Source organism: Arthrobacter koreensis (genome assembly GCF_009193255.1).
Lineage (GTDB): Bacteria > Actinomycetota > Actinomycetes > Actinomycetales > Micrococcaceae > Arthrobacter_B > Arthrobacter_B koreensis.
Genome location: NZ_WACG01000001.1, coordinates 1,411,291 through 1,434,786 on the forward strand (window position 1 = coordinate 1,411,291; position 23,496 = coordinate 1,434,786).

Here is a 23,496-nt window from a genome sequence, read left to right on the forward strand (position 1 = left end):
TTCGCCAATGGTTGCTTTATTGGGTGCTGGATACCAACAATGTTGAGGACAGTTGCGGCGAGGCAATCCTGGGAGCGGGCATGGACGAGTACGTCATTGTGGTTGAAACCGGATACAAGCTGGCCTCCGCGAACCACAAGATCACCCCCACCGAACCGATGGAGCGCCTGGCCGCTGAGCGGATGTTCACCGAGATGATGGACGGCGGGCACCCCGAACTGCTGCCGGAAAAGCACAACACGTCGTTCCTGGAGGTTTCTCCCGTGGAGTTCCTGCGCCTGCACCGCGCCATGGGCGGAGCGGTGGAGCTGGACCGGGTGACCCTGGCCCGGGTTCACGGAGCAGCGCACTAGGCTGCGCTCCCGCTCCGCCGCGCTTCGCAGGCGGCGTGGATCGCGGGAATGCAGGGTTCGTTCTGCAGGCTGGTGGTGTCCCCGAGCGTGGTGCCCTCGAAGAGCTGGGTGAGCAGGCGGCGCATGATCTTGCCCGAGCGAGTCTTGGGCACATCCGGAACCACGACGACGGCGGCGGGCTTGGCGATCGGCCCGATCTCCTTCGCGACGTGGGCCCGCAGCTGCGCGGTGACAGTTTCAGTATCCGGCGACGCGGAGTCGGTGAGCACCACGAACGCGGCGATGGCGTGACCGGTTTTGGGATCCGCGACGGGGCAGACCCCGGCTTCCACCACCCAGGGGTGGGAGACCAGTGCGGATTCGATTTCGATCGTGGAGAGCCGGTGCCCGGAGACGTTCAGGACGTCGTCCACCCGCCCCAGGATCCAGGTGTCGCCGTCGTCGTCATACCGTGCGCCGTCCCCGGCGAGGAACCAGCCCTGCTGCGCGTACTGCCGCCAGTAGGAGGAGAGGTAGCGCTGCGGATCTCCCCAGCAGGTCCGGGCCATGGACGGACCGGTCTTATCCACCACAATGAAGCCCTGTACGTTCGGGGGCACCTCGTTGCCGTGCTCGTCAACGATCCGGGTGGACACGCCGGGCAGGGCGCGGGAGGCGCAGCCGGGCTTGAAACTGGTGTCCGTCTGCCGCGGGGACAGGATGGTGGCACCGGTTTCGGACTGCCACCAGGTATCGATCACCGGAACCTCGCCGCGGCCGATGTTCTCCCGCATCCAACGCCAGGCTTCCGGGTTAACTGCTTCACCTACGGTGCCCAGCAGCCGGATGGAGGACAGGTCCCAGGTGTCCGGGACGCCGTCGGGGAACCAGCCCATGAGGGAGCGGACCAGGGTGGGGGCGGTGTAGTAGCTGGTGACCTGGTAGCGTTCGATGATTTCGAAGTGCCGGCCGGGATGCGGGGTGTTCGGTGTGCCCTCGAAGATCACCTGGGTGACGCCGTTGGAGAGCGGCCCGTAGATCTCATAGGTGTGGGCGGTGACCCAGGCCAGGTCCGCCGTGCACCAGTGGACGTCCGTGTCCCGGGCGGATTCGTCCGGATTGGCGAACAGGAACTCGTAGCTCCAGGACGCCTGCGTGAGGTAGCCGCCCATGGTGTGCACCAGGCCCTTGGGCTTTCCCGTGGTGCCGGAGGTGTACATGATGAACAGCGGCGTCTCGGCGTCGAATGCCTCCGGCTCGTGCACATCGGAGGCGGTGTCCACGGTCTCGTGCCACCAGAGATCCCGGCCCTCGGTCCAAGCGATCTCGGAGCCCGTGCGCCGGATGACCAGCACATGTTCAATCGCGTTGTCCCCGGAAACGGCCTCGTCCGCGTTGTCCTTGACCGGGACGGCGGCACCGCGCCGGAACTGGCCGTCCGTGGTGACCAGCAGCTTCGCGCGGGTGTTCTCCACCCGGAACTTCAGCGCCTCGGCCGAAAACCCACCGAAGACCAGCGAGTGGATGGCGCCGATCCGTGCACAGGCCAGGGTGATGATGATGGTTTCGGCGATGACGGGCAGGTAGATGACCACCCGGTCGCCCTTTTCGATCCCGAGGGCCAGCAGGGCATTGGCAGCCTTGGAGACTTCCTTCTGCAGCTGGGCGTAGGTGATGCTCCGGCGGTCACCCGGTTCGCCCTCGCAGTGCAGTGCCACTTTGTCCCCGCGCCCGGCGGCCACGTGGCGGTCCACGCAGTTCACCGCAACGTTGAGCCTGCCGCCGGCGAACCATTCGATCTCCGGCACGCTGTACTCGGCGTCGGCTTCCGGAACTTCCGGGCCGCTGAGCCGCTGCGGGGGAGTGAAGGTGTGGGCGGTGTGCCACGGCTGCTCCCACTGCAGCCGGCGGGCAGCGTCCTCCCAGAACGCGATCCGCTCTGCCTCGGAGGCGAAGTCCGGTTCGGCCGGTGTTCGGAGTGCTGTCCCTATGCCCACTTCTTCACTGCCCACTTCTCTGCGACGCCCAGCAGGGCGTCAGTCGTCTTGCCCAGGACTGCCAGCAGCACGATCGCCAGGAACATCCGGTCCGTGCGGCCGTTGTTCTGCGAGTCGGTGAGCAGGAAGCCCAGTCCCATCGAGGAGGCGATGAGTTCCGCGGCCACCAGGAACAGCCAGGACTGCGCCAGCGCCAGCCGCAGCCCGGAGAAGACAGCCGGAACGACGGCGGGCAGCTGCACCGTGGTGAGCAGCTTGATGCCGTTCAGCCCAAAGGCGCGGGCCGCTTCCACGAGGTTCTTGTCCACATGCCGCAGGGCGAGGGACACGGTGGTGAAGACCGGGAAGAACGCACCGATGGTGATCAGCGTGACCTTGGAGTCCTCGCCGATGCCCATCCAGAGGATCAGCAGCGGAACCAGCGCCAGGGACGGCACAGCACGCACGGCGCCGAACAGCGGGCCGAGCAGGACGTCGGCCAGTTTCGACAGGCCCAGCAGGGCGCCGAGGACCAGGCCCAGGACCGCACCGAGCGCGAACCCGGTGAGGACGCGCTGGGTGGAGATGGCGATGTGCGTGCCCAGCTCGCCGCGCTCAATCAGGTCCGCTGCAGAGGTCAGTACGGCGCCCGGAGAGGGCAGCTGCACGGCACTGAACAGGCCCAGGACGGACACCAGCTGCCAGAGCCCCAGCAGCAGGACCGGAACCACCAGGCCCAGGACCACGCGGGCCCAGGTCCGGGACAGCACGCCGCCGGAGCCGGCCTTCCGGGAAGGTACCGGCGCCGCGGACGCCCCGAACGGGCCTGCCGTTACGGGTGCTGCAGCGGGGGGAGGGGTGGTGCTCATCAGGAGTCCTTGATGTTTTCCGCGTTGGCGTTCTGCACGAAGCTGTCATCCAGCAGGGAGGCCACGGCGTCGTCGATCGCCTTCTGGTTGGCGACGTCGCCGGTTTCGACGAAGACCGGGCCAACCTTTTCCAGGACCGTGCGCTGGGCGTCGCCCGGGGCGGGGTCCACGTCCAGGTTGCTGCGTTCCAGGATCACGGTGCGGGCTACCTCCAGGTCCAGGCCGGCGACGTCGGCGAGGATCTGGGCGGTTTCCTCGGGGTTCTCGGCAGCCCAGGCGCGGGCCTTCTCGTAGGCGTCCACAACCGTCTGCGCCAGTTCCGGCTTGTCCTCGAGGAAGGACTCGGTGGCGTTCAGGAAGCCGTAGGTGTTGAAGTCCAGGTTCCGGTAGAGGAACTTCGCCCCGGCCTGCTCGGCGCCGGCCATGATCGGGTCCAGGCCTGACCAGGCATCCACCGAACCGTTCTCGAGGGCGGTGCGGCCGTCAGCGTGCTGCAGGTTCTCCACCGTCACGTCGGAGGTGCTCAGGCCGGCCTCTTCCAGGGCCTGGACCAGGAAGAAGTACGGGTCCGTACCCTTGGTGGCGGCCACGGACTTGCCGGCCAGGTCCGCCACGGAGGTGATGTCCGAGTCGGGTGAGACGAGGAGCCCGGCCCATTCCGGCTGCGAGTAGATGCTGATGGTCTTGATCGGCGATCCGTTGGAGCGGGCCAGCAGGGCTGCCGAACCGGCGGTGGAGCCGACGTCGATCGCTCCGGCCCGCAGGGCCTCGTTGGCCTTGTTGGAACCGGCGGACTGCACCCAGTTGACCTCCACGCCCTGCTCTTCGAGGGTGGCTTCGAGCCAGCCCTGGTCCTTGATCACCAGGCTGAGCGGGTTGTACGTGGCGAAGTCGATGTTCAGGGTGCCGCCGTCGGCTGCCTCATTGGCGGCAGCGCCGGAGGAATCCTCGCCGGCAACGCAGCCGGTCAGGGCCAGCGAAACCGCGGCGGCGGTGGCTGCCAGTGCGGTGAGGGGGCGGCGGGAGAAGCGGGGCGGGCGGCGGGAGAAGAGGGAACGGCTGTTCATGGGGATTCCTTCGAGACGGGTGGTGCGGGAAAAATTCAGGGAAAACCGGGGTGCAGGCACAAAGGTGCTGCGGCTTGGCCCGGCAGGACGCCGGGACCGGGTGGAAAGGGGCCCTAGTGGCGGTCGACGCCGAGGCTCGCCAGGAGCTCGCCGCGCATTCGGGCAAGCTCGGCAGAGGCACGGTCCCGGGGGCGGGCACCGGGCACGGTGATGGTCTGCGTGATGGTGGCGCCGGGTTTGCCCGGTTCGCGGCCCAGCACGATGATCCGGTCAGCCAGCTGGAGGGCTTCATCGACGTCGTGCGTGACCAGCAGGACGGTTGCCGGAGCCGCGCGGTGCACGTCCAGCAGCAGGTCCTGCATCTTCAGCCGGGTCAGGGCATCGAGGGCGCCGAACGGTTCATCCAGCAGCAGGACGCCGGGTTTGCGGGCCAGGGCGCGGGCCAGCGACGCCCGCTGGGCCATGCCGCCGGACACCGCGCGGGGCTGGTGCTTGGCGAAGCTGTCCAGCTCCACCAGCTTCAGCAGTTCGGAAACCTTGGCCTTGCCTTCGCTGGCGCTGGTGCCCTTCGGCAGGCCAATCGCAACGTTGGCCTGCAGGGTCTGCCACGGCAGCAGCCGGGGCTCCTGGAATGCGACGGCGCAGCGGTCGTCGATGCCGTGGACAGCGGTTCCGTCGATGAGCACCTGGCCGGTGGAAGCGGCGTCGAGCCCTGCGGTGGCGCGGAGCAGCGTGGATTTGCCGCAGCCGCTGGAGCCCAGGATCGCCAGGACTTCACCGGGACGGACTTCAAAGTTGATGTCGCGGAGCACCACGTGGGCGTCTGCGCCGGAGCCGAAGCTGCGGCCAACGCCGTCGAACGTCACGGACAGGGCGGTGTCCGGTGCGGTGCGCGCAGCAGCGGACACGGCGTGGGACCCAGAGGACAGTACAGCAGTCATTGAACACTCCATCGGTCCTGGCAGTAGCACCCTACGGAAAACGTCCTGCCGAAAACCGGCCTCCTGCGACGTCCACCTCGCTATCGCAGTGCCTCAAGGAGGAAGCACTACGACCAGGGTTGCTGCGGCTTCACTGATCCAGGTCTCTCAGCCGCTCGGGATGGTCAAGACCCAACTAAACGCCCTGGAGCCTGTTTCCGGCAAGTCCCGGCGTAACATTTCGAATCCCGCTCCTTTTCCATCGAGATAGCAGAAACTGCACGTTACAACGCTGAAACGGGCAGTTTCTGTCATCTCGATGGTGGATGGGGAGGGGGAGCACGACGGCGGCGGTTACGCCGCGTGACACGGCCGGGGTTGCGCTCACCCCGGGGGCCCGACGCATACTGAACCCGCAGGATCATGAGTCCCAACGCGAAGCTCTGGCTGGTTGGGCGGCAACCCTCTCCCGTAGCGGGGTGCCCCAGATGACGATCCGGTCGACCGGCAAGACCGCCGGCGGCAAGTACGGCGCCCCTGCGCGGCGTCCCGCATGCAAAGGACCCTCATGGCCACCACGCCCGCCCGCCAGATCCGCTTCAACGCCTTCGACATGAACTGCGTTGGGCACCAGTCACCGGGACTCTGGCGCCATCCCGACGACCGCTCAGCGGACTACACCAAGCTCAGCTACTGGACGCACCTGGCGCAGACCTGCGAACGCGGCCTGTTTGACGGCATCTTCATTGCCGACGTGCTGGGCACGTATGACGTCTATGGCTCCTCCAACGACGCGACCCTGCGCCAGGGCACCCAGGTGCCCGTCAACGATCCGCTGCTGCTGGTTTCCGCGATGGCACTGGTGACTGAGCACCTCGGCTTCGGCGTCACCGCCGGGACGGCCTACGAGCACCCGTACCCGTTCGCGCGCCGGCTCTCCACCCTGGACCACCTCACCGAGGGACGGGTGGGCTGGAACGTGGTGACCGGCTACCTGCCGTCCGCGGCACGCAACATGGGCCAGGAAGACCAGCTGGAGCACGACGAGCGCTACAACCACGCGGACGAATACCTCGAGGTGGTCTACAAGCTGCTGGAGGGCTCCTGGGAAGACGGCGCCGTGGTGCGGGACCGGGAATCCGGCGTGTTCACCGACCCCGCCAAGGTCCATGACATCAACCATGAGGGCAAGTACTTCAAGGTCCCCGGAATCCACATTTCCGAGCCCTCCCCGCAGCGCACCCCGGTGATTTACCAGGCCGGCGCCTCACCGCGGGGCATCGCTTTCGCAGCGGAGAACGCCGAAGCGGTGTTCGTGGGCGCTCCCACCTCGGAGAAGCTGAAAGCTACCGTCACCAGGATCCGGGACGCTGCTGAAGCTGCCGGCCGGGACCGGCACTCAATCCGCATCTACACCCTGCTGACCATCATCACCGCAGCCACGGCCGAGGAAGCCGAGGCCAAGCACCAGGACTACCAGCGCTACACGAGCGACGAAGGCGCCCTGGCCCTGCTTTCCGGCTGGATGGGGGTTGACCTCTCCACCTACAACCTTGATGAGCCGCTGGGTGCCGTGAAGTCCAATGCCATCCAGTCAGCGGCCGCGAACTTCCAGAAGGTGAACGACGACGGCGCTCCCTGGACGGTGCGGGACATCGCCGCCAGCGCGGGAATCGGCGGCCTTGGTCCACGCCTGGTTGGCTCCGGTGCGGAGGTCGCGGAGGAGTTGATCCGCTGGGTGGAGGAAACCGACGTCGACGGTTTCAACCTGGCCTACGCCGTCACGCCCGGCACCTTCGAGGACGTGGTGGAGTATGTGGTGCCCGAGCTGCAGAAACGCGGGGCCTACCCCACGGAATACGCTCCGGGCACGCTGCGCAACAAGCTCTTCGGGGCCGGCGACAAGCTGCCGGAAGACCACCGCGGCGCGAAGTTCCGGCTGGCCCCCGCCGTCAACGGCTAGGAGTCCGGGGCGGCCATTGACCGGGTTCCCCGGCGCTCCTACCGTTGAGGGACCCGCAGCTTCCAGCTAAGGAGAACCCCATGGATCCATCTGCCGAAGCCTCAGGACGTGTGCTTTCCGCCGACGGAACGCCGATTGCCTGGCAACGGCAGGGAGAAGGCCCGCCGCTGGTGGTGGTGGACCCCGTGATGGTGGACCGGACCACCTCGGGGATGGCCGGTGTTGCCGAACTGCTGGCCGCCGGGCACACCGTCTACACCTATGACCGCCGAGGCAAGGGTGAGAGCGGGGACGGGGAACAGTACACCCCCGAATCCGAGGTAGACGACCTGCTGGCGGTGGTGGAGACCGCGGGCGGAACGGCGGCCCTGCTGGGAACCTCCTCCGGCGCGGTCCTGGCGCTGCGGGCCGCCTCGGAGTCCGCCGTCATTTCGAGCGTGATCGCCGTGGAGCCGCCGCTCACCGAAGACAGTGACGAGGACCCGGACATCCGCCCCGAACTGGATGAGCTGCTGGCGGCAGGTGACCGGGCCGGTGCCGTACGGCTGTTCCAGGAGTCCATCGGGGTGCCGCCGGAGATGATCGAGTCTTCGGACACCAGTCCGTTCGAGCCGGCCGCGCACACCATCTCCTATGACCTGACCCTGCTGCTGGAAACCGATGTGCGGTCCCTGACTGGTATCCGCGTTCCGGTCCTGGTGCTGGCGAGTTCCGGAAGCGATGACAGGCTGCGCGAATGGGCGCGGGAAACCGCCGAGCTGCTGCCGGAAGGTTCTTTCCAGCTGCTGGAGGGGAGCTGGCACGGGCTTGATGACCGGATCCTGGCCACCGCCGTCGAGGCGTTCCTGAACTAAAGGCGGCTGGAATAGGCCCGGTGCCGGGTGCGTTTTCCCCTGAGCGTAGGGTGGGAATCCTGCATCGACTCAAGGAGGTACCGCATGGCGCACCGCAACGATCCCGAGGTCGTTACCCGGCTGCTCACGTCCAAAGGCCGCTGGGCGGTAGTGGGCCTCTCAAACAACCCGGCCCGCCCCGCCGTGGGGGTTTCACGGTTTGTCCGGGACTCCCTGGGCATGGAGATCATTCCCGTGAACCTGTCCGGCCAGGCCTTCGACGGCCAGCAGGGTTTCCGGAAACTGGAGGAGATCCCCGGCCAGGTGGACGTTGTGGACTGCTTCGTGAACTCTGCCAGGGTGGGGGACGTCGTGGACCAGGCCATCGCGGTAGGCGCCAAGGCCGTCTGGCTGCAGCTGGGAGTGGTGGATGAAGACGCCGCGAGGCGTGCCGTGAACGCCGGGCTCGACGTCGTCATGAATACCTGCCCGGTCATTGAAGCCGGGCGTTTCGGGCTCTAGCGGCGGAGCGCCGCGCGAAACCTAGTTCCGCAGGTCCACACGCAGGGAGCGGTGCGTCTTCCAGGCCTGGAGCATCTGGTCCCTGGTGCCGCCGGGATGCGCTGCATGCCAGTCCCGCGAGAAGCGGTTCAACTCGAATTGCCGGCCGATCGGCCGTGCCGCAGTATCCCGGGTGGCGTGCCAGTGATCCAGCGCAGCGGCCAGCGTGGCGGTGCCGTCATTGGCGGCGAAGAACTCCCGCATGGGCGCATCGAAGCTGAATCCGGGGCCCAGGGCATTGACGAAGAATTCCCGCAGCACCTGGGTGCAGGGATGTCCCGCCGGAATAACGGTGTGGATGGTCAGCGGCGGAACCAGACGCTCCCGGGAGGAACGGGGACGGGCTTCCAGGGGAGGAAGCGGTGCGCCGCCCAGGAATGCGGCTATCCGTTCGGTGAGCTGGTCCTTCGAACCGGCAGCGGATAGTTCCTGCGCGCGGGCGAATGCCTGCAGCTCATCCTTGAGCCAGTACCAGCGGCGGAATTCCTCCGGCCCAAGCGAAGGGGCGAGGGCGGGGCGTTCCGTAGCTGTCACGTTCCCATCCTCCCGGACAGGCCGGAGAATCGGTGCTCCCGCGCCGGGCCCGGGCCAAGTGATTTCAGAGCTTCGGTGCGGGATGGCGCAGGACGCCGGAAGACGTAACAAAACCGATTGTGACGCCGGAGCACGTTACGCGCCGACGCATTGGGCCGCACGGGGAAATGTTCTGGCCCTACCGGGGTACGCGCGGCTTAGATAGTTCCGTAACCATCCAGAGCGGCTGAGAGACCTGGCTCCGTGACGCCGCAGCAACCCCCTTCCGCGGGCAATCCCGCCGAAGCAGGGTGCTACCGCCAGGACCGATGGAGAAGCACCTGCTCTTATCCGGTCCGTGTTCCCGTGCCCTGAGGCCCGGGTCCCGTTCCTTCCCGCAGCGTGCACCTCTTCCCGGGCTTAGACCGCAGGAGGACAGCATGATCCGGATTGAAAACGTCTCTACCGTCTTCGGAGGCGGTGAATCGGCCTTTACCGCAGTGGACAACGTCAGCCTGGCCATTCCCAGGGGAAGCATCCAGGGCATCATCGGGTTCTCCGGGGCCGGCAAGTCCACCCTGCTGCGCAACATCAACCTGCTGGAACGGCCCAGCGCCGGCCGGGTACTGGTGGACGGCACGGACCTCACCCAATTGGGGGACGGTGAGCTGCGTGCCGCACGGCATGAGATCGGCATGATCTTCCAGCACTTCAACCTGCTGAACAACCGCACCGCGGCGCAGAACGTTGAGCTCTCGCTGAAGTTCGCCGGAGTGAAGAGTGCCGCTGAGCGGCGCGCCCGGGCACTGGAGGCGCTCGCCGTCGTCGACCTTTCGGAGAAGGCCGGAACCTACCCGGCGAAACTTTCCGGCGGGCAGAAGCAGCGCGTCGCCATTGCCCGCGCCCTGGCCACCCGCCCCAAGGTGCTGCTCTGCGACGAACCGACCTCCGCCGTCGATCCGCGCACCACCGCCTCCGTGCTGCAGTACCTCAGTGATGTGAACGCCCGTTTCGGCATCACGATCGTGGTGGTGACCCATGAAATGAATGTCATCAAGGCCATCGCGGACAACGTGGCCGTCATGGAGGAAGGCCGCGTGGTGGAGCAGTTCGCGCTCGCGGAACTCTCCCGTCCCGGCTTTACTCCGGCCACGGCGATCGGCCGGTACCTGATCTCGGATGAGATCACCCTGGACCGCGCTGCCCGGGAAGGAGCCCGCGTTGCTTGAGCGCATTGCCGAAGTGTGGCCGGAACTGCTCGCCGCCCTGGGCCAGACCGGCACCATGCTGCTGGTGGCCATTCCCCTTGCGGTGCTGATCGGCACCCCGCTGGGGGTTCTCCTGTACGCCCTCGGCCCGGACGGACTGGCACACAAGCCCAGGCTCCACCGGATCCTGGACTCGCTGGTGAACCTGGTGCGGTCCTTTCCGTTCCTGATCCTGCTGATCGCCATCATCCCGTTTACCCGGTTCGTGGTGGGAACCACCATCGGAACGGCAGCCGTGATCGTGCCGCTGACCATCAACGCCATTCCCTACTTCGCCCGGTTCGTGGAACAGAACCTCACCGCGCTCGGCGGAGGAGTGGTGGAAGCCGCCCGCTCCATGGGCGCCACCCGCGGGCAGATCGTGCGGGACGTCCTGCTGGTCGAAGCCCGTCCGGCGCTGATCAGCTCCATCACCATCATGACGGTCAGCTTCATTTCCTACTCCGCGATGGCAGGCCTGGTGGGCGGCGGCGGAATCGGCGACTTCGCCATCCGCTACGGCTACTACCGCTATGAGACCGGGCTGATGCTCACCGCCATCGTGCTGATGGTCCTGCTGGTCCAGGCCGTGCAGCTGGGCGGCTCCTGGCTCTCCCGCCGCGCCGACAAGCGACTCTAGCCTTCCCATTCCTACCGAAAGAACCCCATGAGCACTCCCAGTACCCGCTTCAACGGGCCGCGTCCGCGCCTGCTGCTGAACGCCTTCCTGATGAACACCACCAGCCACATCCGCGGCGGGCAGTGGCGCCACCCGGACGCCGAACAGCACCGCTTTAACGAGCTGTCCTTCTGGACGGACCTGGCCCGCCGGCTCGAAGACGCGAAATTCGACGCCCTGTTCTTCGCCGACGTCGTGGGCCTGTACGGCAACCACGACGGCGGCTGGGCCTCCCACGTGCGCCGCGGCCTGCAGGTGCCGGCCAACGATCCGCTGCTGCTGCTTGCCGCCCTCTCCGGTGCCACCAGCAACATTGGGCTCGCAGCGACGTCGTCCGTGGTGCAGAGCCACCCCTTCCACTTCGCCCGGCAGCTCTCCACGCTGGACCATCTCTCGGGCGGCCGGGCCGGCTGGAACATCGTCACGTCCGTACTGGAGAACGCGCACCGCAACTTCGGCGGGGACGGCCTCACCGAACACGACCGGCGCTATGACTGGGCGGACGAATACACCGACGCCGTCTACAAGCTCTGGGAAGGGTCCTGGGACGAGGGCGCGCTCATCCAGGACAAGGACGCCGGGGTGCACGCGGACCCGGACAAGGTCCACAAGATCCACCACCGCGGCGAACGCTACTCCATTGACGGGCCGCACCTGAGCTCACCGTCCCCGCAGCGCACCCCGGTGCTCTTCCAGGCCGGCAGCTCCGGGCGCGGTCAGCAGTTCGCTGCCGCCAACGCCGAAGCAACCTTCATCTTTGCGCCCAACCCGGCCCATGCCGCGAAGGTAGCCGCCGGAGTCCGGGCCCGTGCCGTGGAAGCCGGGCGGCTCCCGGATGACATCAAGGTGTTCACCGGCCTGTCCTTCGTGGTGGGCGGAACCGAGGCGGAAGCGCAGCGGAAAAAAGCCGAACAGGATGAATACCTGGACCTGGACGCGGTCATCGCCCACATTGGCGGCGGGCTGGGCATCGACCTCGGCGGTCTGGACCTGGACACCCCGCTGGGAGACGTGCAGACCGAAGGCGGGCGCGGCGTGCTGCAGGCCATCATCGACTCCACCCCGGGCGGCAACCCCACCCTGGCGGACGTCGCCCGCTACCGCACCGAGGCCCAGCAGGTCACCGGCACCCCGGAACAGATCGCCGACGAACTTGAACGCTGGCAGGATGCCGGCGTGGACGGCATCAACATCATCAACGCCGTCCTGCCCGGCTCCTACACGGACTTCATCGACGGGGTGCTGCCCGAACTGCGCCGCCGGGGCCTGGCCCAAAGCGACTACGCCCCGGGCACGCTGCGGGAGAAGCTTTTCGGTGCCGGCCCGCTGCTGAACGAACGCCACCGTGCCGCCGCATTCCGCGGAGCCTTCACGAACACCCTTGCAACGTCAGGAGCCAACTGATGACCGCCAGCCTGCTGACCCGTTACGGCCATACCCCGGCCCCGGAGGCCGTCCGCTGGTTTGAGATCGCCGACGAGGTCGCCGCAATCCTCGGCGCGGACGCCCTGGAACGCGACGCCGCCAATAAGCCGCCGTTCACGGAAGTCGAAATCCTCCGCCGGTCCGGGCTGCTGCCGCTGACCATTCCGGCCCGCTTCGGCGGTGCCGGAATCAGCTGGAGCACCGCGTTCGAGATTGTGCAGCGGGTGGCGCGGGCGGACAACTCGATTGGCCAGCTGCTGGGCTACCACTACATTTTCCAGGCCTTCCCCTGCATCGACCTCGATCCGGCGCGGGGACAGGACCTCGCGGACGAGTGCCTGATCCACCAGTGGCTCTGGTCCTCCACCGGCACGCCCCAGGGTCCCCAGGCCACCGCCGTCCGCACCCGAGGCGGCTACCGGGTGACCGGCAGGAAACCGTTTGCAACCGGCAGCCGGGTGGCGGACAGGATTTACGCGAGGGCAGTGCTCGACGACGGCTCCCGGCTGGCGCTGGTCATCGACACCGCCTCGGAGGGCGTGGTGCGCCACGATGACTGGGACGTTCTCGGTTCCCGCCTCACAGCCACCAACACCATCGAGTTCCGGGACGTGTTCGTGCCGGACTCCGAGGTGATCACCAACCTGGGAACGCATGACGGCGAACGCCTCCCGCACCAGGTCCTGACCACACCCGCGTTCCAGCTGCTCTTCGCCCACGCCTACCTCGCTGCCGCGGAAGGAGCGGTCCTCGCCGCCCGGGATTACACCCTCGGCTCCGCCCGGCCGTGGTACCACGCGGAGGTTGAATCGGCGTCGGACGATCCGTTTATCCAGAACCACTACGGATCCTTCACCGCGAGGCTCCAGGCGCTGGCCGCCGTCGTCGAGCAGGCCACCACCGCCCTGCAGTGGGCGTTCGACGCCGGGGACTCGCTCACCGCCGCGGACCGGGCCGGAGTCGCCGAGCAGATCGCCGCGGCGAAGGTCACCGCCCACGAGGTGTCGCTCGATGTCACGGCGCGGATCTTCGACGTCACCGGTGCCCGGGCGGCCGGAAGCAAATACGGGTTCGACAGATACTGGCGGGACGTCCGCACCCACACCCTGCATGACCCCGTTGCCTGGAAATACAACGAACTGGGCCGGTTCTTCCTGAACGGGACCGAACCGGTTCCCTCCGCCTACCGCTAAACACACTCGCACTTCTTCGAAGGAATACCCATGGAACGCAGGAACTTTCTCAAACTCGCACTTGCCGGTGCCGGAACCGCTTCACTGGCCGCTGCCACTGGCTGCGGCCTGACCGGCGGGGCATCGGCGTCGGGCGACAAGACCATCAAGATCATTGCCACCGAATCGGCGCCCTACCAGGAGCCCACCAAAATCGCCGCCGAGCTGCTCAAGGCCAAGGGATGGACGCTGGAAGCCACCTACGTCACGGACATCATCCAGCCGAACCTCGCGGTTTCAAACGGCGAATTCGATGCCAACTACTTCCAGCACGGCGCGTACCTGCAGCAGTTCAACGTGGACCAGAAGCTCGAAGTGCAGCCGCTGTTCTACGTTTACGGTTCGCCGGCCGGGATCTGGTCCAAGCGCTACTCCAGCCTGCAGGACCTGCCCGACGGCGCCAGGATCGCCCTGCCGGTGGACCCGGCTAACAACGGGCGCGGGCTGGTGCTGCTGCGTGACGCCGGGTTGTTGGAACTCAAGGACGGAGTGGGCGTGATCCACACGTCACAGGAAAGCATCACGGCGAACCCGAAGAACTTCGAGTTCGTTGAGGTTGACCAGCAGTCCCTGTCCAAGACGCTGCCTGACGTGGACGCCGGGTTCCTGTTCGTGCGGCTGGCTGCGGAGATCGGCCTGTTCCCGGATGACGCGCTGGCCTTTGAGAAGGAAGCGGACCAGATTCCGTTCCGCTGCGTGGTGGCCGGAACGGCGGCATTCGCCGACTCCGAGAAGGCGCGTGCGCTGCAGGAGGCGTACCAGTCACCCGAAGTCCGGGAGTGGTTCGCCGGTTACCTGGACGGTGTACTGCCCACTCCCTGGGACGCGGATCCGCTGGAGGAACTCGACTCCTGGTGGCAGGCCTAGAGTTTGCCGAACCGGGCCCGGATCAGGGCCATGTACAGGCCGTAGAAGATCAGTCCAATGCCGACGGCGCCCAGCACCAGCCAGCCCAGCGGGGCCTCATGGAGGGCGCGCAGGGCGCCGTCGAGTCCGGTGGACTTTTCCGGATCCGCCGTCACGGCAGCGGCGATCACCAGTACGCCGAGGATCAGCAGGGAGACGCCCTTGGCCACGAACCCGGCGATCCCGGTGGTGGTGGCCGTGCGCTGCCAGGTCCGGCCGGGAACGGCCTTGAGGTCATTGCGGAACCTGCGGGTCACGCCCTTGAAGATGAAGTAAATGCCGATTCCGGCGATCACCGCTCCGGCGAGGCCCACCAGCCACTGCCCGGCCGGCTGGCTGAGCACCCGGCCGGTCCAGGTGACCTGGCTCTGCTCGCTGTCGCTGGAGCCGCCCAGGGCGAACACGCCGAAGCTCACGCCGATGGCTCCGTAAACCACGGCCGAACCGGCATCAGAGGCGCGCTTCTTCCAGACCTCCTTGCGGTCTTCGCCGGAATCCAGGAATACGCGCGTTGCCTGGAACAGAGCCAGGGCGAGGCAGCCAAGGAAGCAGGCCCAGATCAGGAAGATGCCGCCCGGCTGGTCCGCGAGTGCTGCCACGGCACCGGATGAATCGGCGTCGCCCCCGCCGCCTCCGGCGATCTGCAGCGCGATGAGGCCGATCAGCGCGTGCAGCAGCCCGCTGGCCACGTAGCCCATGCGCGCCGCGCGTTCGAACGACTTCGAGTCGGCTGCCCGCCCTGCGGCCTGGGCAACCCTGCCCCCGCGTGTGCCTTCCATGCCCAATGTCTCCTCCAGCGCCCCGGCGGCTGGCCCGGGGGCGCAGCCGCATAGTTCGTGTGCTTAGTGATGTGCTTCCATCCTGCCATCTGTGATGCACCGGGACCTACGCGGGGCTAAGGTCGGGTTATGGACGCCGCATCGCTGAGGCAGTACTGCCTGTCCCTGACCGGATCATATGAAGACTTTCCCTTCGGCCCGGAAACCTCGGTGTTCAAGGTGCGTGCCGGCGGCCCGGCCCGGCCGGCGAAGATGTTTGCCATGAGCACGCTGGCGGCGGATCCGCTGATGGTCAGCCTTAAATGCGAACCCGAGCTGGCCCTGCAGCTGCGGGCGGCCCACCCCGAGATTTCCGGGGCATGGCATATGAACAAGACGCACTGGAACCAGCTGGACCTCACAGGAGGGCTGGAGGAAGAACTGGTCCGGAACCTCGTGGAGGACTCCTATGACCTGGTGGTTGCGTCCCTGCCGCGGCGGGACCGCGAGTCGCTGGCCTGGAAGGGCCTGGCCGAAGGGTGAGCCCGCTGACCTATCCGGATCCCGGCTTCACTGAGCGCACGTACCCGGCTCCGCTGGAGGCCGGGTGGCCTGAGGGCTACCGGCTGGTGCTGCGGTCCGAGCTGATGGACGTGCCGGACCCGGCCGCGGCTTTCCTGCGGTTGGCGGACGGCGTACTGGACTGGGACCTGCACCGGGGCTCAGGGCTGCGGGTTGCTGCGGACACGCCGCGGGCTGCGGCAGGAGTGGAAATGGCCTCGGGAACGGGGTTTGGCCGGCTGCGCTGGCGGGCGCCGTGCCGGGTGTTGTGGAGTGCTGAACCGCTGCTCGACGGCGGTGTACCGGTTTCCGGGCAGCGCGCCGGTTTTGGCTACGGCACGCTGCGGGGGCATCCGGTGGCCGGAGAGGAGGGCTTCTACGCGGAACTCACGGCGGACGGGCAGCTGCTCTTCCGGGTCGCCGCCTACAGCCGTCCCGCCAACTGGATCATGACTCTGGGCAGTCCGGTGACCCGGTGGACGCAGGAGCTCATTACCCGACGCTATTTCCGGGCTGCCCGGCGTCTTGCCGGGGGAAGTCCTGCGGCGACTCGGTAGCAAAGAGGCTGCGGGTGAAGTTGAAGGCCAGCAGCGAGGGCAGTCCGGAGCTGATGGTCGGCTGGTCAAGGGCGAGTCCCACCAGGAGCAGGACGACGCAGACGCCCAGCATGATTGCACTGAACATCCGGCTGCCGCCGCCCCGCAGCAGAAGTCCTGTGGACTCGGGGCCCCGCCGGTACTGCACCAGGCACCAGATACTGCCCGCAATGCCGAAGACACCGCACCCCGCCGCGATCCAGGGAACCGCGGCATCGTAGCCACCGCCGTCGGGCAGGTAGGGAAGGTTCACCGCCACGGACACCGTTCCCATGAGAAGCAGCAGTAACCCAAGAAGCAGCAGCGCGCGTCTGCTGCTGCGTGCAGGTGCAGTCATTTTCGGCCCCCTTCGAAAGCTGAGCCGACCCTACCAGCTCAGGAATCGCCGTCGGGCAGCTGCGACGTGCTGTGGAGGACGAAAGCCAGGTCCGGTCCGGTGGAGTCGGACGGCATAAAGCCGGCGGTGAGCAGCAGGGACATTGATGCTTCGTTCGCCTCGTCGGTGTAGGCCACCACGCGTTCCACGCCCGGCTGTTCGAGCGCGAAGCGGCTGAGGGCTATGAGGGCTTCCGTGGCGAAACCCAGTCCCCGGCGGGACGGGGCAATGTTGTACGTGACCTCCACGATTCCGTCGACGGGAGGGCCGAGGAACCCGATGGTTCCGATGGCCGGACCCTGGTGTTCACGGATGATCCGGGCGCCGAAGGTGCCGGCCCGGGGGCCCAGCAGCCCGGCCTGGAAGTACTGCTGGGCGGCGTCTTCGTCCACCAGCTGGGGGAAATCGGGTGCCCAGTGTTCGCACCGGTCGCCCACTATCAGGGCATCGACTTCCGCTGCGGTCATTTCGGCAAGTTCAAGCCGGTCAGTCAGCAGGGTGCCGGCCGGCGTCTGCTCCGTCGAGAAAGTGCTCACGGAAGATATTCTCCCCCATCGAGAGGCCATTTACGGCTCTTTTGAGCCCTCAAACGAGCCGTAAATGGCCTCTCGATGGCGGTGTGGATAAATGGCACGGCCGTCTTACGTGCTGTCCCATAATGCTGGCATGCGAACCCCACAGGAAATGCCCGGCATACTCGGTCAGCGACTATTCACTGTCTACGACTCCGATGCCCTCGGAGTGAGCAGAGAACGGCTGCGCCACGTTCGGATCCGGCGGATCAGCCGCGCCATCCGGGCGCTGGACAGGCAAGACCAGTCCCCGATCGAGCTCACGATCCCGGAACGGGCAGCGGCCTACACACGTGTGACGTCGTTCTCCGTGGCTTCCTACTTCACTGCCGCAGAAGCTTGGGGATTCCCGCTTCCACTGCGTCAAGATCAGGCGTCTGAATTGCACATAACTCGTCCAGCTGGGCTGTCCCGCCCTCGGAGGGCGGGCGTCGTCGGGCACCGATCCCGGCTGCTTCCCGGAGAGGTGACCACGCTGGAGGGCCTGGTCCTCACCTCCCGGGTGAGAACCTGGCTGGACCTGTCGAAAGAGCTCGCTGTGGAGCACCTCACCGTGATAACGGATCACTTGATCCGGATTCCCCGGCAGTTGTACGAAGGCCGGACTGACCCCTACGCCACGCAGGAGGAACTGGATGCGATCATCGGACTGCACCCGGGCCAGCGCGGAATCCGGACCGCGCGTGAGGCTCTGCGGCTGAGCAGGGTGGGTGCAGATTCCCCGCCGGAAACCCTGCTGCGGCTGGCGCTTGGCGCAGCAGGACTACCCGAGCCGGAAGTCAACGTCCCCATAGTGGACGCGGACGGCGTCCTGCACCATGAGCCGGATCTTGGATACCCCAAGTACCGGGTGGCGGTCCAGTATGAGGGCGCCGGTCATTCGGACCCGGAACAGGCGGCACGGGACATCAGCCGCGAAGAGCGGACCCGCGCCCTGGGCTGGACCGAGGTGCGAATCTCCCGGCGGCATATGGTCGACGGCGCGCAGCCGGCGGTGGAAAAGGTTCGCGCTGCTCTGTGGGCGGCTGGCTGGCGTGCTGACCGTCCGGCGGCATGATTCTGTGCCGCAAACCGGACAACGAGAGGCCAGTTACGGCTCGTATGACGCTTCAAACGAGCCGTAACTGGCCTCTCGATGGGTTCGGAGGGGATGGGGGGATTAGCCGAAGTGCTTCGGCAGGGTCCCCTCGTGTGCTTCCTTCAGCTCATCCAGCGGCAGGACAAAGTGGCCCTGGAAATCCAGTGCACCAATCTCGGTATCCACGACGCCGATCCGGGAGTGTGCGAAGCCGCGGGCGCTGCACATGTCCTTGAACCGGACCTCCTCGCTGCGGGCCACGGAGACGACGGCGCGTGCCTGGGACTCGGAGAACAGCAGCGTGAACAGGTCCACGCCGTCGCGCTCGGCAACTTCGTCCAGGCCGATCCGGGCGCCGACGCCGAAACGCAGCGCCATCTCGGACAGTGCGGCGGCGAGGCCGCCCTCGGAGAGGTCGTGCGCTGAGTCGATCATGCCGTCCCGGGAGGCATTGATGAGCAGGTCGCCCAGCAGCTTCTCGGCCTGCAGGTCCACCTTCGGCGGCTGGCCGCCCAGATGTCCGCGCAGGTTGGCGAACTCGGAGCCGTCCAGCTCGTCGCGGGTGACGCCCATCAGGTAGATGGCCTGTCCATCCTCGCGCCAGCCCGACGGCGTGCGGCGGGCAACGTCGTCGAACACGCCGAGCACGCCCACCACGGGGGTGGGATGGATGGCGACGCCGCCGGTCTGGTTGTAGAGCGAAACGTTGCCGCCCGTGACGGGCACGCCGAGCTCCTGGCAGCCGTCGGCCAGGCCGCGGACGGCCTCGGCGAACTGCCACATGACCTCGGGATCCTCGGGGGAGCCGAAGTTCAGGCAGTCGGTGACGGCCATCGGGCGCGCACCGGAGGTGGCGACGTTGCGGTAGGACTCGGCCAGGGCCAACTTGGCGCCCTCGTAGGGATTCAGGTAGGTGTAGCGGCCGTTGGCGTCGGTGGAGATTGCAACGCCCAGGCCGGTTTCCTCGTCCACGCGGATCACGCCGGCGTCGTCGGGCATGGCCAGGGCCGTGTTGCCCTGCACATAGCGGTCGTACTGGTTGGTGACCCAGGACTTGTCGCACATGTTCGGGGACGCCATCAGGTCCAGTACGGCCTGCTTCACGGCTTCGCCGCCGAACGGGCGCTCCGCGGAGAAGGAATCGGACTGCACGCCGTCGAGCCACTCGGGGCGGTGGAACGGACGGTTGTAGACCGGGCCCTCGTGGGCGACGGTGCGCGGATCGACGTCGACGATCGTTTCGCCGTCCCAGTCGATGATCAGGCGGCCGGTGCCGGTGACTTCGCCGAGCCAGGAGTATTCGACGTTCCACTTGTCCATGATCGCCTCGAACGCTTCCACGTTCTCCGGCGTCACGACGGCCATCATGCGTTCCTGCGACTCGGACATCAGGATTTCGCCCGGGGTCAGGGACGGGTCGCGGAGCAGAACCTTGGTGAGCTCAACATGCATGCCGCCGTCGCCGTTGGAGGCGAGTTCCGACGTCGCGCAGGAGATGCCGGCGGCGCCGAGGTCCTGGATGCCTTCGACCACGGAGGCCTTGAACAGTTCCAGGCAGCACTCGATGAGCACCTTCTCGGCGAAGGGGTCGCCCACCTGCACCGCGGGGCGCTTGGAGGGCTTGGCGTCGTCGAAGGACTCGGAGGCCAGCACGGAGGCGCCGCCAATGCCGTCGCCGCCGGTGCGCGCACCGAACAGGACCACCTTGTTGCCGGCGCCGGAGGCGTTGGCCAGACGGATGTCCTCGTGCCGCATGACGCCCACGGCCAGCGCGTTGACCAGCGGGTTGCCCTGGTAGACGGAGTCGAAAACAACTTCACCGCCGATGTTGGGCAGGCCCAGGGAGTTGCCGTAGCCGCCGATGCCGGAGACGATGCCGTGCACCAGGCGGGCGGTGTCCGGGTGGTCGATCGCACCGAAGCGCAGCGGATCCATCACGGCCACCGGGCGGGCGCCCATGGAGATGATGTCGCGGACAATGCCGCCGACGCCGGTCGCGGCGCCCTGGTAGGGCTCCACGAAGGACGGGTGGTTGTGGGATTCGACCTTGAAGGTCACCGCCCAGCCCTCACCGATGTCCACCACGCCGGCGTTCTCGCCGATGCCAACCAGCAGGTGTTCCTTCATCTTCTCGGTGACCTTGTCACCGAACTGCTTCAGATGCACCTTGGAGGACTTGTAGGAGCAGTGCTCGGACCACATGACCGAGTACATCGCCAGCTCCGCGGCAGTGGGGCGGCGGCCCAGGATTTCGACGACGCGGTTGTATTCGTCCTCCTTCAGGCCCAGTTCGGCCCAGGGCAGCGGGGTGCCCGGGGTGGACGCCGCATGCTCAACGGTGTCGATGTTGAACTTCTTCTGCTCGGCAGTGGAGTTAGCAGACGCGGTCATTATTTGCCTCCGGCAACGAGCGAGGTGAGTACTGAGGTGAAGATGCCGATTCCGTCGGTGCCGCCGCCCAGGGCAACGTCGCCTCCTGCGGAAGAATCCGGGCCGAAGCCGGCTTCCACGGCGTGCTCGGGGTGCGGCATCAGGCCGACGACGTTGCCGGCGGCGTTGGTGATGCCGGCGATGTCACGGCGTGAGCCGTTCGGGTTGAAGCCGTCGTAGCGGAAGACCACGCGGCCTTCGCCTTCGAGCTCGTCCAGGGTCTTTTCGTCGGCGACGTACTGGCCGTCCTGGTTCTTCAGCGGGATGACCATGCCTTCGCCCTGCCCGTAGGCGGAGGTCCAGGCGGTGGAGTTGTTCTCCACACGGAGCAGCTGGTCCCGGCACATGAACTTCAGGTGGTCGTTCTTGATCATCGACCCCGGCAGCAGGTGCGCCTCGGTGAGGATCTGGAAGCCGTTGCAGATGCCGAGGACGGGCATGCCGCCCTTGGAGGCGTCCACAACCTTTTCCATCAGCGGCGCGAAGCGGGAAATCGCTCCGGCGCGCAGGTAATCACCGTAGGAGAATCCACCGGGGATGATGACGGCGTCAACGTCGTGCAGGTTCGCGTCTCCGTGCCAGAGTTCGACGGCGGTGCCGCCGGCCAGGCGCACGGCGCGTGCGGCGTCGCGGTCGTCAAGCGTGCCGGGGAAAGTGATGACGCCAACGAGGACGGCGCGCAGGGCAGCGTCCTCGGGCGCGGCGGAGTAGTCGCCGATCAGCGGGGTGCTCAAGACTAAGCCTCCGAAATAACTTCGACGCGGGTGACGTCTTCAATGACGGGGTTGGAGAGCAGAGTGGCTGCCGCGGTGCGGGCCTGCTCGAGGATTTCGGGGGTGACGTCGCCGTCAACGGTGAGTTCGAAGCGCTTGCCCTGGCGGACCCCGGTGAAGCCGTTCAGGCCCAGTCGGGGAAGGGCGCCGGCAATGGCCTTGCCCTGCGGATCGAGGATCTCGGGCTTGGGCATGACGTCAACAACGATCCGGGGCATCGGGGTAACTCCTGTGAGTGAAAAGGGGTGGCCGCGGACCGTGCCGTCTCACGCTGATTCAGCGCTCCGCGAGCTTGCTCCTTCATTCTACGGTGGTACGCCGAGATAGCAGAAAGTGCTCGTTTCAGGGCTGAAACGAGCACTTTCTGCCATCTCGATTTGGTGGGAGGGTTGGCGAGGGGCTAGTGGTTCAGGAGGCGCTGGACGAAGGCACGGGTACGTTCCTGCCGCGGTGCTTCCAGCACCTCGGACGGGGGCCCGGACTCAACCACCACCCCGCCGTCCATGAACACCACCGAGTCGGCCACGTCCCGGGCGAAGCGCAGCTCATGCGTCACCAGGAGCATGGTCCAGCCTTCAGCCGCCAGCTCCCGGATGGTTTCAAGCACGTCACCCACCAGCTCAGGGTCCAGCGCAGAGGTGGGCTCGTCGAAGAGCAGCAGCCGCGGCTTCAGCGCCAGTGCCCGCACAATCCCCACCCGCTGCTGCTGCCCGCCGGAAAGTTCGTTGGGATAGGCCCCGGCCTTGTCCGCCAGTCCAACCCGGCCGAGCAGTGACATCGCGTCCGCCGTAGCCTCGTCCCTGGGACGGCGCTGCACCCGAACCGGTCCCTCGAGAACGTTCTCCAATACGGTCCGGTGCGGAAACAGGTTGTAGTGCTGGAACACCATCGCGCTGTGCTCGCGCAGGCCGGAGACCACCGGCCGCGGAGGTTTCGCGGCGAAGTCCACGGTGTCGCCGCCGTCGAACTGCACGGTTCCCGAATCGGGAACCTCCAGGCCGTTGAGGCAGCGCAGCACGGTGGTCTTTCCCGATCCGCTGGGGCCGATCAGCGCCACGACCTGGCCGCGCGGAATCTCAAGATCGATGCCCTGAAGCACCTCAACGCTTCCGAACCGTTTGTGCAGGTCCCGGACACTTAGAACCGGGGCGTTACCGTCCTCAGGTTGCGACATGGCGGTCGAGCCTCCTCTCCAGCGCCGACTGCCCGGTTGAGAGCACAACGCAGATAAGCCAGTAGATGAGCGCAGCTTCAATGTAGATAACCATGAACTCCTGGCTGAATGCCGCAATCTCCTGGGCCCGCCGGAAGAGCTCCGTGACCAGGATCAGGGACGCCAGGGAGGTGTCCTTGACCAGGCTGATGAAGGTGTTGGACAGCGGGGGGACCGAAACCCGGGCGGCCTGCGGGAGGATCACCCGGATCAGCGTCTGCGCCGGAGACATCCGGATGGTGTACGCGGCTTCCCACTGGCCGCGCGGCACGGAGAGGATCGCTGCCCGGATCACTTCGGCGGCATACCCGCCCACATTCAGGGAGAACGCGATGATGGCGCTGGGCCACGGGTCGACCAGGACTCCGATGGAAGGCAGGCCGTAAAAGATGACGAACAGCTGGACCAGCAGCGGTGTGCCGCGGATGACGGACACGTAGGCCCGCCCGATCCAGGACACCAGCCGGATTTTGGACAGCCGCATCAGCGCGACGCCCAGGGCCAGCACCAGGCCGACGGCGAAGGAGATCAGGGCAAGGGGGATGGTCCCGGTGACCGCCCCGGTGAGCAGGGGCAGGAAGGAAGCGGTGATGAGGTCCCACGTCGGCTGGTCCAC

25 protein-coding genes and 2 riboswitches are annotated in these 23,496 nt (G+C 66.9%); of the genes, 12 read left to right on the forward strand and 13 right to left on the reverse strand.

Annotated elements, in window-relative coordinates:
- Positions 1-23 precede the first annotated feature (23 nt).
- Complete coding sequence (locus GD628_RS06765) at positions 24-353, forward strand: hypothetical protein (RefSeq protein WP_091600709.1); 330 nt, start codon at positions 24-26, stop codon at positions 351-353.
- On the opposite strand, the gene acs is transcribed toward GD628_RS06765, so the two are convergent.
- The 4 genes from acs to GD628_RS06785 all read right to left on the reverse strand — a co-directional run bounded on the left by acs (position 350) and on the right by GD628_RS06785 (position 5,185).
- Positions 350-2,323: an acetate--CoA ligase gene (acs, locus tag GD628_RS06770; protein WP_226802391.1), complete on the reverse strand. Its 1,974-nt coding sequence runs from the start codon at positions 2,321-2,323 to the stop codon at positions 350-352. The two genes, GD628_RS06765 and acs, sit on opposite strands and share 4 nt — an antisense overlap.
- Complete coding sequence (locus tag GD628_RS06775) at positions 2,320-3,177, reverse strand: ABC transporter permease (RefSeq protein ID WP_152274174.1); 858 nt, start codon at positions 3,175-3,177, stop codon at positions 2,320-2,322. Before GD628_RS06775 ends, acs begins: the two co-directional genes overlap by 4 nt.
- Positions 3,177-4,244, reverse strand: a complete 1,068-nt coding sequence (locus GD628_RS06780; protein WP_091600706.1) for an aliphatic sulfonate ABC transporter substrate-binding protein — start codon at positions 4,242-4,244, stop codon at positions 3,177-3,179. Before GD628_RS06780 ends, GD628_RS06775 begins: the two co-directional genes overlap by 1 nt.
- 113 nt (positions 4,245-4,357) lie before the next feature.
- Entirely contained in the window at positions 4,358-5,185 is an 828-nt protein-coding gene (locus GD628_RS06785; RefSeq protein WP_091600705.1) for an ABC transporter ATP-binding protein, read from the reverse strand.
- A 398-nt stretch (positions 5,186-5,583) separates the two neighbouring features.
- A riboswitch (SAM riboswitch) is annotated at positions 5,584-5,699 on the forward strand.
- A gap of 33 nt (positions 5,700-5,732) precedes the next feature.
- Between GD628_RS06785 and GD628_RS06790 the strand changes: the two genes are divergently transcribed.
- The 3 genes from GD628_RS06790 to GD628_RS06800 all read left to right on the forward strand — a co-directional run bounded on the left by GD628_RS06790 (position 5,733) and on the right by GD628_RS06800 (position 8,482).
- Positions 5,733-7,127 (forward strand): LLM class flavin-dependent oxidoreductase, encoded by a 1,395-nt coding sequence (locus tag GD628_RS06790; RefSeq protein ID WP_152274175.1) that lies wholly within the window; start codon positions 5,733-5,735, stop codon positions 7,125-7,127.
- Positions 7,128-7,207: 80 nt separating this feature from the next.
- Positions 7,208-7,981 (forward strand): alpha/beta fold hydrolase, encoded by a 774-nt coding sequence (locus GD628_RS06795; protein WP_091600703.1) that lies wholly within the window; start codon positions 7,208-7,210, stop codon positions 7,979-7,981.
- 84 nt (positions 7,982-8,065) lie between these two features.
- Positions 8,066-8,482 (forward strand): CoA-binding protein, encoded by a 417-nt coding sequence (locus GD628_RS06800; protein ID WP_152274176.1) that lies wholly within the window; start codon positions 8,066-8,068, stop codon positions 8,480-8,482.
- Between the two features lie 21 nt (positions 8,483-8,503).
- Here GD628_RS06800 and GD628_RS06805 read toward each other — a convergent pair whose 3' ends face one another.
- The gene (locus GD628_RS06805; protein WP_152274177.1) at positions 8,504-9,055 is read right to left on the reverse strand and encodes a DUF6434 domain-containing protein; all 552 of its coding nucleotides are present in this window, start codon (positions 9,053-9,055) and stop codon (positions 8,504-8,506) included.
- A 210-nt stretch (positions 9,056-9,265) separates the two neighbouring features.
- Positions 9,266-9,370: riboswitch (SAM riboswitch) on the forward strand.
- Positions 9,371-9,474: 104 nt separating this feature from the next.
- Between GD628_RS06805 and GD628_RS06810 the strand changes: the two genes are divergently transcribed.
- The 5 genes from GD628_RS06810 to GD628_RS06830 are packed head-to-tail and all read left to right on the forward strand — an operon-like array spanning position 9,475 to position 14,484.
- On the forward strand, positions 9,475-10,263 hold the full coding sequence (locus GD628_RS06810) for a methionine ABC transporter ATP-binding protein (protein WP_152274178.1): 789 nt from the start codon (positions 9,475-9,477) through the stop codon (positions 10,261-10,263).
- Positions 10,256-10,921 carry a methionine ABC transporter permease gene (locus tag GD628_RS06815; protein ID WP_091600699.1) on the forward strand — a complete coding sequence of 222 codons (666 nt, stop codon included), beginning with the start codon at positions 10,256-10,258 and terminating at the stop codon, positions 10,919-10,921. Before GD628_RS06810 ends, GD628_RS06815 begins: the two co-directional genes overlap by 8 nt.
- Before the next feature lie 27 nt (positions 10,922-10,948).
- On the forward strand, positions 10,949-12,364 hold the full coding sequence (locus GD628_RS06820) for an LLM class flavin-dependent oxidoreductase (protein ID WP_152274179.1): 1,416 nt from the start codon (positions 10,949-10,951) through the stop codon (positions 12,362-12,364).
- A complete protein-coding gene (locus GD628_RS06825; protein ID WP_152274180.1) occupies positions 12,364-13,578 on the forward strand; it encodes an acyl-CoA dehydrogenase family protein in 1,215 nt (404 codons plus the stop codon). The genes GD628_RS06820 and GD628_RS06825 overlap by 1 nt, the downstream gene beginning before the upstream one ends.
- Positions 13,579-13,608: 30 nt before the next feature.
- Positions 13,609-14,484: a MetQ/NlpA family ABC transporter substrate-binding protein gene (locus GD628_RS06830; RefSeq protein WP_226802363.1), complete on the forward strand. Its 876-nt coding sequence runs from the start codon at positions 13,609-13,611 to the stop codon at positions 14,482-14,484.
- Here the strand turns inward: GD628_RS06830 and GD628_RS06835 are convergent.
- Entirely contained in the window at positions 14,481-15,302 is an 822-nt protein-coding gene (locus GD628_RS06835) for a DUF1206 domain-containing protein (protein WP_152274182.1), read from the reverse strand. The two genes, GD628_RS06830 and GD628_RS06835, sit on opposite strands and share 4 nt — an antisense overlap.
- A 129-nt stretch (positions 15,303-15,431) precedes the next feature.
- Here GD628_RS06835 and GD628_RS06840 point away from each other — a divergent pair, with 129 nt between their 5' ends.
- The gene (locus GD628_RS06840) at positions 15,432-15,824 is read left to right on the forward strand and encodes an MmcQ/YjbR family DNA-binding protein (RefSeq protein WP_091600694.1); all 393 of its coding nucleotides are present in this window, start codon (positions 15,432-15,434) and stop codon (positions 15,822-15,824) included.
- Positions 15,821-16,399, forward strand: coding sequence for a DUF1990 family protein (locus GD628_RS06845; protein WP_226802364.1), 579 nt, complete (start codon positions 15,821-15,823; stop codon positions 16,397-16,399). Before GD628_RS06840 ends, GD628_RS06845 begins: the two co-directional genes overlap by 4 nt.
- On the opposite strand, the gene GD628_RS06850 is transcribed toward GD628_RS06845, so the two are convergent.
- Both GD628_RS06850 and GD628_RS06855 read right to left on the reverse strand, forming a co-directional pair.
- Positions 16,335-16,775 (reverse strand): hypothetical protein, encoded by a 441-nt coding sequence (locus GD628_RS06850; protein ID WP_152274183.1) that lies wholly within the window; start codon positions 16,773-16,775, stop codon positions 16,335-16,337. The two genes, GD628_RS06845 and GD628_RS06850, sit on opposite strands and share 65 nt — an antisense overlap.
- A gap of 38 nt (positions 16,776-16,813) precedes the next feature.
- Positions 16,814-17,350, reverse strand: a complete 537-nt coding sequence (locus GD628_RS06855) for a GNAT family N-acetyltransferase (protein ID WP_193313207.1) — start codon at positions 17,348-17,350, stop codon at positions 16,814-16,816.
- A 130-nt stretch (positions 17,351-17,480) separates the two neighbouring features.
- On the opposite strand from GD628_RS06855, the gene GD628_RS06860 reads away from it, so the two are divergent.
- Complete coding sequence (locus GD628_RS06860; protein ID WP_226802365.1) at positions 17,481-18,443, forward strand: endonuclease domain-containing protein; 963 nt, start codon at positions 17,481-17,483, stop codon at positions 18,441-18,443.
- Between the two features lie 102 nt (positions 18,444-18,545).
- On the opposite strand, the gene purL is transcribed toward GD628_RS06860, so the two are convergent.
- The 5 genes from purL to GD628_RS06885 all read right to left on the reverse strand — a co-directional run bounded on the left by purL (position 18,546) and on the right by GD628_RS06885 (position 23,496).
- Positions 18,546-20,855 carry a phosphoribosylformylglycinamidine synthase subunit PurL gene (gene purL / locus GD628_RS06865; RefSeq protein WP_152274185.1) on the reverse strand — a complete coding sequence of 770 codons (2,310 nt, stop codon included), beginning with the start codon at positions 20,853-20,855 and terminating at the stop codon, positions 18,546-18,548.
- Entirely contained in the window at positions 20,855-21,628 is a 774-nt protein-coding gene (gene purQ / locus GD628_RS06870; RefSeq protein ID WP_152274186.1) for a phosphoribosylformylglycinamidine synthase subunit PurQ, read from the reverse strand. The genes purL and purQ overlap by 1 nt, the downstream gene beginning before the upstream one ends.
- Positions 21,629-21,630: 2 nt before the next feature.
- Positions 21,631-21,885, reverse strand: a complete 255-nt coding sequence (gene purS, locus GD628_RS06875; protein WP_091600688.1) for a phosphoribosylformylglycinamidine synthase subunit PurS — start codon at positions 21,883-21,885, stop codon at positions 21,631-21,633.
- A 182-nt stretch (positions 21,886-22,067) separates the two neighbouring features.
- Positions 22,068-22,841, reverse strand: a complete 774-nt coding sequence (locus GD628_RS06880) for an amino acid ABC transporter ATP-binding protein (protein WP_091600687.1) — start codon at positions 22,839-22,841, stop codon at positions 22,068-22,070.
- Positions 22,828-23,496, reverse strand: a complete 669-nt coding sequence (locus tag GD628_RS06885; RefSeq protein WP_152274187.1) for an amino acid ABC transporter permease — start codon at positions 23,494-23,496, stop codon at positions 22,828-22,830. Before GD628_RS06885 ends, GD628_RS06880 begins: the two co-directional genes overlap by 14 nt.